This window comes from Bellilinea sp., from assembly GCF_053501535.1.
Map to the genome: position 1 here is coordinate 1 of NZ_JBRCOK010000028.1, position 15567 is coordinate 15567.

Here is a 15567-nt window from a genome sequence, read left to right on the forward strand (position 1 = left end):
GGATAAAATTGATTTGAAGTACAAGGAAAGCTTCACCGGAGAGCTTCCACGGGGAACTTACCTCATCAAGGTTTTTTCGGTTGAGTTGGAGCAATATGTTGAAACCATGACGGTGGGTCCGACAGAAATTCCTGGCTGCAAAAAAGTCATCTTCCAAGCCCGCCTGGTGGATAATACCCCAGTAATCAACGTCATCATCCGTGATCTGGCTCCCAAGCCGGTGGAATCTGCGCAGTAGGGTTACGTCCTGTTTTATAACTGAATATCCGAATCTCCAGCGCCGTTATGAATTTGATGACGGCGCTGGATGTTTGCAGGGTGGCTGTCTGGTAGAATGGGTGTAGATTAAGCGGGAGGGTTGCCAATGGAATTAGCCATCATGATTGAGGGTCAAAATGGTTTGAACTGGCCGCGCTGGCAGGGGATTGTTACGGCTGTGGAGGAACTGGGTTTCGCCGGGCTATATCGTTCGGATCACTTTACCAACGCCCGCCCGCCGGATAAGGACTCGCTCGAATTATGGGTTTCGCTCACCTGGCTGGCGGACCATACCCGCCGTATCCGTTTTGGGCCGCTGGTAACGCCGTTTTCATTCCGTCATCCGGCGCTGACAGCACGCATGGCAGCTGCCGTGGACGACCTTTCCGGTGGACGATTGACCCTGGGGGTGGGGGCTGGCTGGCAGGAACGCGAACACGATTTGTTTGGCTTTGACTTGTTGCTGCCCCGTGAGCGCTTTGAACGATTTGAAGAAGGGGTACGGGTGCTCAGGCAATTACTGGGGGCAAGCCAGCCGGTCAACTTTGCCGGAAAGTACTATCATCTTAAGGAGGCTCAGGTGCTGCCTACCCCGCAGCGGGGTGCGGACTTGCCCATTTTGATTGGCGGCAATGGCAGAAAGCGCACTCTGCCCCTGGCAGCCAGATATGCCGATGAATGGAATGCGATTTTCCTCACACCGTCCGACTTCTCCGAATTGAACCGCTATTTAGATGAGCTTATTCTGCAGGCAGGACGCCAGCCTGCAGAGGTGGAGCGTTCAATGATGACCGGGCTGGTATTTGGTAAAAATCAGGCGGCTTTGGAAGAAAATATGCAAGCCTACGGGGGCGGGGGTTGGAAAAGCGAGGATTTACGTGCCCGGGGGCTGGTTGTGGGTACTGCCGATGAGGTTTTGGAACAAATCCACGCTCTGGGTGAAGCAGGCGTTCAGCGTTTGATTCTGCAATGGCTGAATCTGGATGACCTGAATGGCCTGGAAGCGCTGGCAAGCCGTGTATTGGCGAAGCTCTAATTGACAAAATCCACCAGGCCTCTCTACCCGTTTGTTACCGGTTTAATTTTACTGGAGAAATTGAGAATGGCGGCGGTTTTAGAGGCTCAACGAATATCAATGGAGAGCGACTGGGTAATATCCCCAATTTGGACAATGAGTGTACCGGTGCCGGCCTCGCTGCCAATATCAAACAACCAGCGGCAGATCCCTTCGTTGTCTGCACGGATTGTTCCCTCTTCTGCAGTCAGAAGAGTAATGCCAGCCGGCGAGATATAGGTCAGTATACAGGTCTGGTTGGGGTTGGTCTGGATTTCCAGTCTGGACTGCCCGTTTTTCGTGGTAGTAGTCGGTCGCGAGATGAATCTGAAGCCGATAAACTGGCATTCTTCGTTGCGGCCTTTTTTACTGGCTGGTGGCAGACTTTGATCGGCAATGCTGCTTGTAACGGAAGAAAGGGCTAAGAATTCCTGAACCGGCTGTGTGAGTGGAGAAGCCACGCCAGAATAAAATCTGACGGCTGGTTCCTGTAAGACCATTTGCTCTCCGCAAAAACTGCCGCGAAAGTAGCGCAAAAATGTGATTTCGTGGATTGGGTCATACCCTGTGATGCGCAGAAAGAGCCGGTTTTGATTGACGCTGTAATCCCCGCGCCACATGTCTGGATTCTCGCGGTTGAACCAACCGTGAATGTCAGGTGTATCATCTCGAGTTGGTGGTTTATCCACGCAAGCGCGGTAGGCAAACAAGACGAGGCCATCGGGATAAAATCGAAACATTTGGAAACAGCTACTGCCCTGATATCCGGCTTCGGAATTACGCGAGATGAATACTCCATCCAGCCCGCCGATGGTTGAATCTTCGGGCAGGGGGGCAGCGTTGAGATCGGTGGGCATGGGAAGGGGAGTAGCTTTACTCAACAAGCTTACACAACCGATCGTGAGTGCGCCGATCAGAACCAGGGAGAGGAAAAGGCAGGTTTTCATGGAAACAAACACCGATCAAATGCTAAAGAACTGTGGATACTTCTGCCTCAAATTTACTGAAAAAAAGAGTTGCGTAATTGTTTCTAACGAATACAGTTCGAGTTGCCTGAATTAGTAGTATAACAAATTAATTCTGGTGAATTATTTTTCTTATTATGTGGATTGGCTGTAGTATTTTTCTCTTCAAACAGGGAGGTTAGGTTCACCATTCTAAAGCCCAAATCTCGAACCCGAGGAACGCAATCTTTGAAATTTTGGATATCTTGTTTACGTATATGGAATAACACAATATCCCCATTTTGAGTGCTCTTAAGCTCAAGGAAGTTATTTTTGTGGACAAGGCTCCAATTTTGTGACCACATCACTACAGATAAATTTTGGTTGCAGCATAGTCTTAAAAAATTCCAACTTATATCCCCAAAAGGTGGGCGAGCATACTTAATTACTGTTTCTTCCCCAAGGATTTTTGTTAACGCCCTTCTCCACTCATAAAATTCATGCAAGGTATTATCATATGAAAGCGATGAGGGTTGAGAATGGGAATAGCTGTGATAACCGATTTCATGACCTTTGCTAAAAAGTCTCTTCCAAATTTCAGATTCCTTTGAAGAAGTGCTTAGTAAACCAGAACCGGTTGGAAAAAATGTAACTTGAAGGTCTGGATTTGAGTCAAGAACACTTTCCAGTTCTTTCAGTTGGTCATAATTTAGACAGTCATCAAATGTGACAGCGATAGCAGATATTTTACGGTTGCCGTTCCAGTGAATAGGGGGATAACAAGCAGACTCCACAAATGGTCTGATAGCAGGGTAACAGACAAGACATAGCATTAATTTCAAAAAATCGCGGCGAGAAACACTCTCCAAGTAATTTCCCCTTAAAGATCTACTTGCGCCATGAGAGCTTGAACAACCTATATTTTGATATTATAGCCTTAATTATTGGATACAAGGATAGAAATTGAAGCAATCTATTATAAATGATAAAAGCTTCCCACGCTTTTTTCGATTTTTACAAGCGGTTTGGAATTTTTTTTTCTTGGCGGAGAGGGTGGGATTCGAACCCACGGTGGAGGAAGCCTCCACAACGGTTTTCGAGACCGCCCCAATCGGCCGCTCTGGCACCTCTCCGGGGTGGTGGTATTATAGCAGAACTGCTCAATTTTTTGTATGGCTGGCTGGTTTTACCAGTCAAAAAAGCTGCCTCGCGCAGGGTAGCGGATGTCCCGAAAGCCGGCTTGATTTAATTTTTCGATGAGTGCACCTGCAGCGTTGGCTTCACCGTGTACCAGAAACAATTTCTGGATGGAAGACTGGCTGGCCTGGGCATACTTGACCAGCATATCCTGGCCGGCGTGCGCCGAAAAACCGCCAATGGTGACCACTTCGGCGCGGCGTTCGCACAATTCCCCAAAAATGCGCACAACCGGTTCGCGCTCCGCCAGCCGGCGTCCGAGCGTGTTGGGCGCCTGCCATGAAACGATCAACACGGTGTTACGCGGATTCTGCAGATTGTTGCGTAAATGGTGTAAAATCCGTCCGTTTTCCGCCATGCCGGAGGCGGAAATGATAATCATCGGCTCGTGCCGATCGTTCAGGGCTTTGGATTCTTCCACCGATTGGATGTAGGTCAGTTGTGGAAAGCTCAAGGCGGGATGTGTGCCATTCCGCACAAATTCCTGCGTTTCGGCATCGAACAAATCAGCGTGTTTTTGGAACACGCGGGTTGCGTTGACCGCCAGCGGACTATCCACATAGACCGGCAGTGGGTCAATTTCACCCTCGCTGACCAAACGATTCAAACAATACACCAGCTCCTGTGTGCGCCCAACTGCAAACGCCGGGATGATGATTTTTCCCCTGCGCGCAACCGTGCGGCGGATGGTGTCGCGCAATTCCATGTAGGCTTCTTCGGGGTCGCGGTGGGGTTTATCGCCGTAAGTACACTCCATGATGAGCAGGTCGGCTTGTTGTGGCAGAACCGGATCGTGCATTAACGGCAGCCGTTCTCTGCCAATATCCCCGGAAAACCACAACCGAAAGCGGCGGCCTTTTTCTTCGATGTCCAGCACTACGGCGGCTGAACCGAGGATGTGGCCGGCATCTTCAAAGCGGGCCTGCACGCCGCGAATTGGCTCGAAGACCCGGGTGTAGGGAATGCCTTTCAAGTGGCTGGCGACCTCTGCGGCATCCGCCTGGTTGTACAACGGTTCAATGGGGGGGTCGCCGCGTTTGGCGCGTTTGCGGTTAACAAATTCTGCGTCGGCTTGCTGGATATGCCCTGAATCTTGCAGCATGATGTCCGCCAGATCAGCCGTGGCGGGTGTGGCATAGATATTGCCCTCAAAACCCTGCTTGATCAGGTTGGGCAGGTTTCCGCTGTGGTCAATGTGAGCGTGCGAGAGGATCACCGCATTCAGTGAATCGGGTTCAAAAGGAAAGTGCAGGTTGGTTTGATAGGTGTCTTTGCGGTGACCTTGAAACAAGCCACATTCCAGCAGCAACCGATCTCCGTTGACTTCCAGAAGATATTGAGAACCGGTAACGGTTTGGGCGGCGCCATTAAAGTGAATGCGCATCGTTTAGTTCCCTTTTTGAAGAATTTTCCAGATCTGATTGCCAAATTTTTCACGCCGCCAGGGGAAGTCTTTCATCAGGATATCCAGGTCGGCACGGCAGGTGGGTGAAGCGAAGGCAATTTTCTCCAACGCACTGCGCGGCAAGATGACATCCGATTCAACGCCCATCTGGCGGGCGGTTTTCTTGCGCCATTCTTTGAGGAGTTCCATGCGTTCCAGAATGTGCTCATCAGGGCGGTGGTTGGAATTGCGCGGCGGAGGGGAGGTGTGCAGGCCGCTGCGGATTGCCTGAATGACCCCTGCGGCGTGGCGTCTCCACTGAACAGGAGAAAGTAATTGCAAGTGAAACAGCTCTTCTGTGCTTTGGGGAGCGGTTTCAGAAAGGCGAATCAGCACTTCGTTCGGGAGAATTTTAAACGGTGGCAGATTGGCAAGACGCGCCTGCTGATCGCGGTATTCAATGAGCGCCTGCAAAATGGCGTGCTGCTGGGGGGTCAGGTCTTTACCGCTGCCAATTCGCCAGGCGTTGAGCGGCTGAGGTTCGGGATTGGGGGCAGCATTACGAGCCAGATAGTCGAAATCTTCCTGAGCCAGCAGCATCAGGCGGCGTTTTTCCAGTTCTTCGGCCAGCCGGTTACGCAGCTGGATAAGATAGTGGGTGTCCAAACGGGCATATGAAAGCATCGCCGGGGATAGAGGTCTTTCTCCCCAGTTGGCACGCTGGTAACGTTTTTCCAGTTTGATGCCAAATTCCTCTTCGAGAATATCCCCCAGGCCGATTTTCTTTCTGCCCAGAATGCGGGCTGCCTGCATCGTATCGAAAATCTGGTGGAATTCAAAACTAAAATCACGTTTGAGGCAGATCAGGTCATACTCGGCAGCATGAAAGATTTTTTCAATCTCACGGCTTGCAAAAAGTGGGGCAAGCGCAGAAAGATCGGCAAGAGCCAGCGGGTCTACCAGATAATCTACGGAGGGGGTTGAAAATTGAATCAAACAGACCTGCTCACGATAGGCAAACAAACTGTTCGATTCGGTGTCCACCGCAACGTGTGAAAATTTCAGCAGGTCGTTGACCATTCGATGGAGGGTTTCAGGTTGGTCCACCCATACGGGCGGCGGTAAAGCGTTATCGGTCATGGTGTGGATTATAGCCGATTTTCGTTTTATCAAAATAGGTACACTAAATTTCGAGTAAAAATGGCGGCTTTAGATTAAAATTTCTTCAATAGTGTCCCCCGTGTGGGGTATAGGATGAAAAAATTTTTGGCGCAGATAGGATATATTAACCATAAGGAGGGGCTATGAAAGAGCGAATTCTGATCATTGAAGATGATGAAGCAATCGTGCGGGTCTTGCGGCGCAGTCTGGCTTATGAGGGCTATACGGTGGATGCTGCGTTTGACGGTGAAACAGGGTTGGCTCTGGCACGGGATGCGCACCCCGATCTGGTCATATTGGATTGGATGCTGCCCGGCATGGATGGGCTGGAAGTATGCCAGCGTTTGCGGGCCGGTGGGAATGTGCCCATTCTCATGTTGACCGCCAAGGATACGGTCAGTGACCGGGTGCAGGGACTGGATGCCGGCGCGGATGATTACATGGTCAAGCCCTTCCAGCTGGAAGAATTGCTGGCGCGCGTACGGGCCTTGCTGCGCCGCACTCAACCGGAGCGCGTGCCGGTGCTCAATTTTGCCGACCTGGTGCTGGATACCTCTACCCGACAGGCAATGCGTAAAGGCCGTACAATTTCCCTAACCGCTAAAGAGTATGACTTGTTAGAGCTGTTCATGCGCCATCCGCGCCAGGTGCTTACCCGTGAAATGATCTTCGACCGGGTATGGGGTTATGATTTTGGCGGTGAAAGCAATGTGCTGGATGTGTATATTCGTTACCTGCGCCAAAAACTGGAGAGCGAGGGGGAAAACCGCCTGATTCACACCGTGCGCGGTGTGGGCTATGTCCTGCGCGAAGACGAATAAGGAATGTCCCTGCGACTGCGCCTTTCAATCACATACAGTGCGCTGGTTGGCGTAGTCTTGTTGTTATTCGGATTTCTGGTTTTTTCAATCGTCAGTCAGGTGCTGCTGGAACAAATTGACAGCCGGCTCAGCCAGTCTGCCAATCAGATCATCGAACGGCTGCGGGTGAGCGCTAATAATCAGTTTGATATTCGCCAGTTATCCGCCTACCAGCCGACCGAAAATTTACTCTTTCAAGTGTGGGATACCGAACGGCGCTTGCAGTTCAGTCGTCCGGTTGGGCTGACCAGTCCACTGGATGAGGCCGGTGTACGATTGGGGCAGGTGTTTTTCAGTTCTCAATCCATCAACGGTGTTCGGGTGCGGGTGCTTTCGGTGCCGCTGCGTACCAACCGCGGGCCGGTGGGCTATCTGCAGGTGGGATTGAGCCTGGCGCTGGTAGAAATTACCCAAAACACACTGGCAACCGTGTTGATTGCGCTGACGATTACCTTGATGATTGTGGTACTGGTAACCACATGGGCGTTGACGGGTGAGGCGCTGGCTCAGCTGGAAACGGTGACCCAGGTTGCCACGCAAATCACCCAGGCCGATGACCTTTCACGGCGCATTCCGGTGGCAGCAACGGCTGAGGATGAGGTCAGCCGCCTGATTCGAGCCTTCAACCAGACTCTGGAGCGGTTGGAAAAATTATTTGCCACCCAGCGCAGATTTCTAGCGGATGTCAGCCACGAATTGCGCACCCCGCTGACGGTGATTAAGGGCGAGGTGGGGTTAATGCGCCTGACGAACGAATTGGATGAAGAATCGCTGCGCAGCATTGAGAAAGAAGTGGACCGCCTGAGCCGTCTGGTGGGGGATTTGTTGCTGCTGGCGCAGGCGGAATCGGGTCAGCTGCCGTTGGAGCTGAAACCGGTCGAGCTGGATACCATTCTACTGGAGGTCATCCAGCAAATGCAAGTGCTGGCGAGCGGCAAGGTCAATTTGCGCCTGGAGGAAATTGATCAGGTACTGATCAACGGTGACCGCGACCGCCTGAAACAGGTTATTCTCAATCTGGTGTCCAATGCGGTCAATTACACTCCGGTGGGTGGAGAAGTGCGCTTGTGGCTCGGTAAGATAGAACAGCGTGCCTGTTTGAAAGTGGAAGACACCGGGCCGGGCATACCACCCGAAGACCTGCCGTACATCTTCGACCGCTTTTATCGCGGCGACCCATCCCGCAAGCGCACCGAGAGCAGCGGTTTTGGGCTGGGGCTGTCCATTGCAAAGTGGATTGTTGACCGGCATGGGGGGCAGATTGAGGTGGAGTCGCAGGTCGGTAAGGGGACGCGTTTTACCGTCTGGCTGCCGCTGGCGTAATAAAAAAAGGGCAGGTGGACGGCGGAGGAACGTCCATGCCTGCCCGCTGTGGGAAAGGTACGCTCACAACTTGAGGTTGGTTTGTCGTGAGCTGGTCGTCTGTGAAGTAGTGGGTGCGCGCAGCGAAGAACGTGCCTGCATGTTGTGGTAGGTAGGTTCCGGACGGGGTGCCAGCCCTTCGCTGCTCAGGCCGGGGCGGGGAACAACCGTGCGGCGACTGGACAGGCTGGCGTTGTTCAGCCCGGCGGGAGAAGCGCTGGCAGTTGGCATGGTTGCCGGCCGGCTGGTGCGCTGACTTGAGCCAGCAAAGGTTGGACGCGTTGGCGCAGTAGAGAAGATTCGCTCACCGGCGATGGAGAGAGAACCGATAATCAAAATGCGGATGATCCAGACCATCAAAGCAACGAAAACCGGGACAACATTCATCAGGGTGTCCTGATCAATGACCGCCGTGCTGGAAACGGGATGGCTGGCAATGGCCATTGAAACACCCCACCAGGTTAACACGGCATTCATGGTAGCTGCCAGCAGCCAGGCGCCCAGCAGGTACCAGACTTCCTTGGGCTCATCACGGCCCTGTTCGGGGGTGAACAGGCGGGCAATGCCGGCGAAGTCAATCCCGCAAAAGGCAATCGAGAGAATGGTAGCCCAGCGGATGCCAGCGAAACGTAAATCTCCGAGCAGGTCACGCAAGGCAAAATCGGTGGTGGAGTAGTTGAAGATCTCAAAGGCGATTAAAGCGGAAAGAATGATCAAGCCGAAGAGCAGCCCGGGCCGCAGCCGAACGCCGGAAAACAATTTCGACAAAGACCAACTGTCGGGGTGGGAAGAGAGGTTCATTTTCGTTATCTCCTTTTTATCTGCTATTTGAGAAAAAGCAACTGGCTTTTTCATATAATAGAACATATATTCTATTTTGTCAATAGGCAATTTTCATATATATCCCAATCGTTGCACCAAATTATTTTTCAAGTTCCAGCTTCAACAGGACGATAAACTTGCGGAAGCCTCTTTGGCAGCCACCCCGTTCGTATAATTAAATTATCCCTCTTCGGGTTGATGTTGGATACAGATTGATCTTTCTGAGGTTTAGATTGATTGGGCGAATGATTTTGCCAACCGACCCCGCTTATCAATGGAATAGAATGGAAGCCGAAAAAATCCAGGAGGACCACGATGAAAATGGAATTAACTCACCGGGAGAGGCAAATCATGGAGTTGTTATGCGAGGGAAAAACCCATCATCAAATTGCACTCGATTTGAAAATTTCCCCAAAAACTGTCGAATCATATCTGACCAGGTTGTATCGAAAACTTGGAGTACACAATCGTTCATCAGCCGTTGCCGTATATTGTGTTGGGATGAATCGGAAGGAATTTTAGGGAAATCCCTATATTGCTGACTCTTCCGTGGGTCTTTAGAATAAAGATAAATGGAATGGGAATAGCAAAGATTTGTGAGGGATAAGATGATTAAGAAACAAATTTATTATCTACTGACGGTATATCTGGTATTTGCAACAGGCGTTTCTGTTGTAGTCGGAAAACCATTACAAGATGGAGAAATTAGTAAAAAGAACGATGAGGGATCGTTATATGGATATGGTATAGAAGCAAATCGTTGCTCAAATCGGAATTCTTCGCCAGAAGCTGCGAATATGGCCTATGGTGAAATAGAGGAGGAATGGAGTGTAATTCAAGATCAAAGATATGGTATTGAATTTCAAGTTCCAAAGGATTGCCAAATCATCATCACCATCGATCAACCACAACCATATTCCGAACCACAGGCAATTATCCGACGCTACACAGCTTGGTGTTCGCAAGGATTACTGGATTTTGATATCTGGAATTCGCAGGGGATGAATCTGGACGAATGGTTAATCTGGTATGGAATTACGCGCCAGCCTTTGGGAGATGCGGTGTCACGCTCTTCCATTGGTGAAATTGAAGTGGTTCAATTAAAAGAATCCACGTTGCAAACTACATTCTGGGCAGGAGAAAAGTATATCTTTCGGTTATGGCATACCTATCAGGGGAATATATTCGATGAGGAATTTTATAAAACGGTTTTGAAATCCTTTCATTTTATGAAGGATGACCCCATCAAGAGAGAAGATGTCTCCCGTTCACTTCAAGGCATGTCACCAGAGAGTTTTTCCACAGTAAATCCTCTTGTCACAACATGCTGTGGATATTCTTCATCTGGCAATCCATTTGAGTGCTGTGATAATAAGGGAAATTGTGTCTGGTGGGTGTATTACCGCTATGGCTCTGTACCATTTAGAGGACACGCATGGACATGGTGGGGCCAAGTTCTTGATTACACAGACTGGAGTCGAGCATATCAACCTCGTAGAGATTGGCGAAACATCGTCTGGTGGAATAAAACATCATATCCACCTTATGGACATGTAGCATTTGCGGCAACCTATACCGGTGGAAGTACCATTACGATTTCAGAGATGTTATATTGTAATAATTGCGGCCGAACGAGGACGATCAATGTCAGCAGCGCAAACGGGTATATCTTTGAGGCAAAGCATGTTCCAACGGGTATCAATGGAGGTAAATAGAATGTACCGATGGCTTCTATTGGGAACAATATTGGCAATGGCTTTAGCGGCTTGCACGCCAAATGAGCCCATTGACACAGAATCAACTTCCACCCTGTCAGCCACCCCGCAAACGGAAACAACCTCAACCCCATCACCGTTCCTCACATTTACGCCAACCATCCAGGACAAAGTAATCCCTTCTCCCCGCCCGACTCGGACACCGACATTAATTCCCGCATGTGAGTCCTATAAAGTTCTTGATGTGAACGCATTGCCCCAACAAACAGAAGGAAAGTATCAGGGCTGGCGGCTTTACATTCATCCCCAATATCACTATTCTGTATTGATTCCTGTGGAGTGGGGTGCCTGTATTCGCGATCACTACTTGAATTTGTTTTTCCTCAATGACCGTCGCGTCCTGACGCTGGTAATTGGAACAAAATTTGCCGATGATGAAACCCATATTCTGAGAACCGGTGTACCGGCGGGTGATGTCGTTGATGGCGGAACGGTTCAATTCCTCGGGCAAACCATTCGCAAGAGGATGATCCGTTACGAGGGCAAGGATAAAGTTGTTCTGTACGGTTACAAAGAGGATTTGCCCTATCAAATTCCCGCCGGTAATCTGATCTTCACCATCAGTCTGGATGATTTCAGCTCCGGGCCTTATGAGGAGATTGAACTCTCACCCGAAATTCAACAGCTGGCGGATGCAATTGTTGAAAGCATCCAATTGTCTTCACCGTAAGCGTAAGGCGGACAGCCAGCCGTAAGATGCCGTTGTCCGTTGGCCGCTTGGACCGCCCCGGTCAGCGCTCAGGCGGGGAAGAGAGAGGCAAATACCTCTGGGGCGTATTTTTCCACCATCTCGGAGGCAATCCCGTTGCGCTGGCAAATATCGGCATACACGTCCACGCTGGGCCGGCGGGTGCGCACCTGGGTTTCGGGATCGAGCCCCCACAGGCCAAAACGCTGCGTCCAGCCGCGTTCCCACTCAAAATTATCTACCAGCGACCAGTGAAAATAGCCCTTAATCGGGTAATTGAAGTTGACCGCCCGCCACATCTGATGAATGTGCTGAATGGTATAGCGCGGGCGCAGGTGATCGTCAGCGTCCTCTACGCCGTTTTCGGTGACGATGATGGGCAATTTGAAACGGTTTGCCCATTTGAGCGCTTCAAACATCCCCTCCGGAATGTTGGCAATAAAGCCAGTGTCGCTCAAGTCGGCGTTTTTGGGATAGGAAAGTTTATGAAAGAGTGAGTTGAAGGCCAGCGGTTTGAAGGCAACCAAATCGCGCGAGTAGTAATTGATTCCCACAAAATCCTGCGTTTTGGCGGCTTCGGGAATAGTCGTCTTTTGCAGGGCAAAGCGAAACGTACCCTCGCTGATGGCGCGGATGAAGGAGAGGTTGAAGTTGTTATGCAGAAAACCAGCCATCCAGCGGTCAAAGGGCGAGGCTGGGCGGGCTGGGGCAAAACTGCGGTAATTGAGGGCAATGCCGACGCGGGCATGTTTTTGGATGCGGTGAATGGTGCGGTAAGCCAGCGCATGTGCCTGCACCATATTGCTCAAAACGGCAAAGGCTGACTTTAAGTCATTTTTACCCGGCGGGAAGCCGCCGCCCAGATAGCCCCCGTAGGTATATACATTCGGTTCATTGATAGTTACCCACAGGCTGACGTATTCTTTAAGTGCCTCGACCACTTTTGCCACAAACTTATCAAACAGCGCTGGCACATCCGGGTTTTCCCATCCGCCCAGGTCCATCAGCCAGAGCGGGTCACTGAAGTGGTGCAGGGTGACCATGGGTGTCATATTGCGCTGTTCAAGACCGCGAATCATCTCGCGGTAATAATTCAGGGCTTCTTCGTTCCAGCTATCCGGTTTGGGCTGGATACGGCTCCACTCGATGGACAAACGGTGCGCATTTTGTCCCGTATCGGCGGCGCGGTCAAAATCTTCTTTCCAGCGGCCGCCCCACCAGTCACACGCCAGACCGGCTTTATGTCCGAATTTGATACGCCCTTCCTGAGCTTCCCAGGCAGCCCAGTTGTTGTTGGTATTGTTGCCTTCCACCTGATGAGAAGAGGTGGCCGTTCCCCACAAAAATCCGTTTGGAAAATGATAGGTGGCCTGCGGCATGATGGGTTTTCCCTCCATTGGATCATGGATAGCGTCCGGCCCAATTATACTCGGTTATAATCGGAGTTATGGAAGCTCCGCTCGAAAACCGTATTGGTCGCTTATTCATCCAGCGCGGTCAGAAACTGGTGCTGGCAGAATCCTGTACGGGGGGGTTATTGGGGCACTTGATCACCAATGTGCCCGGCAGTTCAGAGTATTTTCTGGGAGGAATAACGGCTTACTCTTACGAAGCCAAACAATCGCTGCTGGGGGTCAAGCCGGAAACCCTCATCCAGTTCGGCGCGGTCAGCCGGGAAACGGTGCTGGAAATGGCGCAAGGCGTGCGGCGACTGTTTTCCGATCAGGTGGCGGAGGAAAGACTGGTTGGGGTTGCCGTCAGCGGGATTGCCGGGCCGGGGGGTGCCCAGCCGGGCAAGCCGGTTGGACTGGTATGGATCGGGCTGAGCGCGGTGGAGGGCAATTGGGCAGCCGCTTTCTATGGGCAGGGCAGCCGGGAGGAAAACAAAGCCTTCTCAGCCCGTTGTGCGTTGGAAGCATTACATGCCTACCTTGAAGGAAAACTGACTTTGGGAAAGTCGGGTGAATGATGAGCCAGGCAAATAAGAAAAAAGTGTTAATTTTGACGGCCGATGCCGGTTTTGGGCATCGCAGCGCGGCGAACGCGCTGGCAGCGGCATTACAGCGTCAATACGGCGAGCAGGTGCAGGTGGAAATTGTCAACCCGCTGGATGATAAAAAGACACCCATTTTATTGCGGGAAAGCCAGTCGGATTATGATTTGCTGGTGCGCAAAGCGCCTGAACTGTACAAACTCGGCTACGATGCCTCGGATACGACCCTGACCAGTCTGCTGCTGGAAAGCGCCTTAACCGTGATGTTGTTTGAAGTATTGCGTGATTTGGTGCGCAGACAAAAGCCGGATGTGATTGTAACCACGTATCCTTTGTATCAGGCGCCGCTATCGGCGGTATTTTCCATCTTCCGCACCTTTGTCCCGCTGATTACGGTGGTGACCGATCTGGTCTCGGTGCATCGGTTGTGGTTCCATGCCAACGTGGATATGCTGCTCGTGCCCACACCGGAAGTGCGGGAACTGGCCATTGAAGCTGGCGTGGCTGCAGAGAAAATTCACATTACCGGCATACCGGTACATCCCCAAATTGCGGAGGAGAAACGCTCCCCTCTGGAGTTGAGAACTCAATTGGGGTGGCAGCCCGATCTATTCACCATTCTGGCGGTGGGCAGCCGGCGGGTAAGTGGACTGATGGACGCCTTGCAGGTGATCAATCACTTTGGCGCGCCTCTTCAACTGGTGGTAGTGTGCGGCAAAGATCGGGATACTTTCCGTGAGTTGCACGAGGTCATCTGGCATGTGCCGGTGCATTTGTACGAATACACCAGTGAAATGCCGTCGTTCATGCGCGCCTCTGATCTGATCGTCTGCAAGGCTGGCGGGTTGATTGTGACCGAATCGCTGGCATGCGGACTGCCGATGATTCTGGTGGATGTGTTGCCCGGGCAGGAAACCGGCAATATGGAGTATGTAGTCAATAACGGAGCCGGCGAGCGGGTTGAATCCCCCATGGAGATGTTAGAGGCGCTTTCGCATTTATGGATTAACCAACAGGCCTTACTGAAAAAGCGTGCCGCACAGGCACGCCGACTCGGAAAGCCGAGAGCCGCCTATGAAGCGGCTGAATGGATCTGGCAGGCAGCTCAAACCGGTACCCGCCGGTTGGAAACCCCCCGCCGGAAGTCGCTGCTGGATTTGTTGACCAGTAACCAGATCTTCCCAAAAGAAGACGAACCGCTTACTGAGGATTGAGGATGGATTCATTCATCTGGGGAGTGGTCATCATATCTGCAAATGAGGAATGGAAAGCCCTCGATCCTCATTTACGGGGGATGAATCACAGGTCATACCCGCTGGGGACTTTCGTGGAAGGCGTTATTGCAAACCGGCCGCTGATAATTTTACACGGCGGTTGGGGGAAAACCGCAGCGGCGGCTTCTACCCAGTATGCCATTCAACGCTGGCAGCCCAAACTGGTGATTAATTTAGGTACTTGCGGCGGCTTTTCTGGAAGGATTGAGCGGGGTGAGATTGTTCTGGCAGAAGAAACGTGGATGTACGATATTGAAGAAAGAATGTCGGACAGTTGGGAAGCGCTGGAGGCCTGCCATATCCGGCTGAATCTTGACTGGCTGACTCAGCCCTATCCGCAGGCTGTACACCGTGCGGCGCTGCTCTCCGCGGATCGTGACCTCGACCCATCTCAAATTCCCGGTTTGATTGCTCAATTTAATGGCATTGCCGGCGATTGGGAAAGCGGTGCCATTGCCTGGGTGGCTCAGCGCAACCAAACCCCTTGCCTGATCTTGCGGGGGGTTACGGATCTGGTGGATAACAGCGATGGAGAGGCATATGGGCGCTGGGATGTCTTTGCTCAGGCGACCCAAAGAGTAATGAATGATCTCTGGCGGCATTTACCAGCATGGCTGTCGTGTTGTCAATTGTCATGAATCAACCAGCAAAAAGTCAAGTTTGTGCTGGCGCAAACTGAAATCCGATAAAACAGGTTATAATACCCTCCAATGAGATTGTGCCAATTTTCACCTGAGGTTATACATTCTCATCCCTCTTTTCGGTATTTCTCATTTTCGATTAATGTTTGCATGG

At 51.4% G+C, this 15567-nt stretch carries 16 protein-coding genes and 1 tRNA gene; 10 read left to right on the forward strand and 7 right to left on the reverse strand.

The features are described from left to right. A partial coding sequence (locus ACWIZX_RS02955) for a hypothetical protein (protein ID WP_448334759.1) occupies positions 1–238 on the forward strand: 238 nt, incomplete at its 5' end. Between the two features lie 126 nt (positions 239–364). Then, entirely contained in the window at positions 365–1294 is a 930-nt protein-coding gene (locus ACWIZX_RS02960; RefSeq protein WP_448334760.1) for a TIGR03560 family F420-dependent LLM class oxidoreductase, read from the forward strand. An 86-nt stretch (positions 1295–1380) separates the two neighbouring features. On the opposite strand, the gene ACWIZX_RS02965 is transcribed toward ACWIZX_RS02960, so the two are convergent. The 5 genes from ACWIZX_RS02965 to ACWIZX_RS02985 form a co-directional block, all read right to left on the reverse strand. Next, positions 1381–2259 (reverse strand): hypothetical protein, encoded by an 879-nt coding sequence (locus ACWIZX_RS02965; protein WP_448334761.1) that lies wholly within the window; start codon positions 2257–2259, stop codon positions 1381–1383. Positions 2260–2342: 83 nt separating this feature from the next. After that, positions 2343–3125: a polysaccharide deacetylase family protein gene (locus ACWIZX_RS02970; RefSeq protein WP_448334762.1), complete on the reverse strand. Its 783-nt coding sequence runs from the start codon at positions 3123–3125 to the stop codon at positions 2343–2345. Between the two features lie 173 nt (positions 3126–3298). Next, positions 3299–3389 (reverse strand) — tRNA-Ser (locus tag ACWIZX_RS02975). A 53-nt stretch (positions 3390–3442) separates the two neighbouring features. Beyond that, positions 3443–4837, reverse strand: a complete 1395-nt coding sequence (locus tag ACWIZX_RS02980) for an MBL fold metallo-hydrolase RNA specificity domain-containing protein (RefSeq protein ID WP_448334763.1) — start codon at positions 4835–4837, stop codon at positions 3443–3445. A 3-nt stretch (positions 4838–4840) separates the two neighbouring features. After that, the gene (locus tag ACWIZX_RS02985; protein ID WP_322792479.1) at positions 4841–5977 is read right to left on the reverse strand and encodes a ribonuclease D; all 1137 of its coding nucleotides are present in this window, start codon (positions 5975–5977) and stop codon (positions 4841–4843) included. Between the two features lie 164 nt (positions 5978–6141). Between ACWIZX_RS02985 and ACWIZX_RS02990 the strand changes: the two genes are divergently transcribed. Both ACWIZX_RS02990 and ACWIZX_RS02995 read left to right on the forward strand, forming a co-directional pair. Further along, positions 6142–6819: a response regulator transcription factor gene (locus tag ACWIZX_RS02990; protein WP_322792480.1), complete on the forward strand. Its 678-nt coding sequence runs from the start codon at positions 6142–6144 to the stop codon at positions 6817–6819. A gap of 3 nt (positions 6820–6822) precedes the next feature. Continuing rightward, positions 6823–8181: a sensor histidine kinase gene (locus ACWIZX_RS02995; protein WP_322792481.1), complete on the forward strand. Its 1359-nt coding sequence runs from the start codon at positions 6823–6825 to the stop codon at positions 8179–8181. 63 nt (positions 8182–8244) lie between these two features. On the opposite strand, the gene ACWIZX_RS03000 is transcribed toward ACWIZX_RS02995, so the two are convergent. Further along, positions 8245–9021 (reverse strand): hypothetical protein, encoded by a 777-nt coding sequence (locus ACWIZX_RS03000; protein WP_322792482.1) that lies wholly within the window; start codon positions 9019–9021, stop codon positions 8245–8247. A gap of 342 nt (positions 9022–9363) precedes the next feature. On the opposite strand from ACWIZX_RS03000, the gene ACWIZX_RS03005 reads away from it, so the two are divergent. The 3 genes from ACWIZX_RS03005 to ACWIZX_RS03015 all read left to right on the forward strand — a co-directional run bounded on the left by ACWIZX_RS03005 (position 9364) and on the right by ACWIZX_RS03015 (position 11487). Next, positions 9364–9564, forward strand: a complete 201-nt coding sequence (locus ACWIZX_RS03005; RefSeq protein WP_448334788.1) for a response regulator transcription factor — start codon at positions 9364–9366, stop codon at positions 9562–9564. A gap of 86 nt (positions 9565–9650) precedes the next feature. Then, complete coding sequence (locus tag ACWIZX_RS03010) at positions 9651–10757, forward strand: CHAP domain-containing protein (protein ID WP_448334764.1); 1107 nt, start codon at positions 9651–9653, stop codon at positions 10755–10757. Between the two features lies 1 nt (position 10758). Next, a complete protein-coding gene (locus tag ACWIZX_RS03015) occupies positions 10759–11487 on the forward strand; it encodes a hypothetical protein (RefSeq protein ID WP_448334765.1) in 729 nt (242 codons plus the stop codon). A gap of 68 nt (positions 11488–11555) precedes the next feature. On the opposite strand, the gene ACWIZX_RS03020 is transcribed toward ACWIZX_RS03015, so the two are convergent. After that, the gene (locus ACWIZX_RS03020; protein ID WP_448334766.1) at positions 11556–12884 is read right to left on the reverse strand and encodes a glycoside hydrolase family 1 protein; all 1329 of its coding nucleotides are present in this window, start codon (positions 12882–12884) and stop codon (positions 11556–11558) included. A gap of 68 nt (positions 12885–12952) precedes the next feature. Here ACWIZX_RS03020 and ACWIZX_RS03025 point away from each other — a divergent pair, with 68 nt between their 5' ends. From ACWIZX_RS03025 to ACWIZX_RS03035, 3 genes are read left to right on the forward strand one after another with little or no spacing between them, the layout of a single operon-like run. After that, complete coding sequence (locus ACWIZX_RS03025; RefSeq protein ID WP_448334767.1) at positions 12953–13474, forward strand: CinA family protein; 522 nt, start codon at positions 12953–12955, stop codon at positions 13472–13474. Next, positions 13471–14712, forward strand: a complete 1242-nt coding sequence (locus tag ACWIZX_RS03030) for an MGDG synthase family glycosyltransferase (protein WP_448334768.1) — start codon at positions 13471–13473, stop codon at positions 14710–14712. The genes ACWIZX_RS03025 and ACWIZX_RS03030 overlap by 4 nt, the downstream gene beginning before the upstream one ends. A gap of 2 nt (positions 14713–14714) precedes the next feature. Next, positions 14715–15410: a 5'-methylthioadenosine/S-adenosylhomocysteine nucleosidase family protein gene (locus ACWIZX_RS03035; protein ID WP_448334769.1), complete on the forward strand. Its 696-nt coding sequence runs from the start codon at positions 14715–14717 to the stop codon at positions 15408–15410. Positions 15411–15567: the final 157 nt, after the last annotated feature.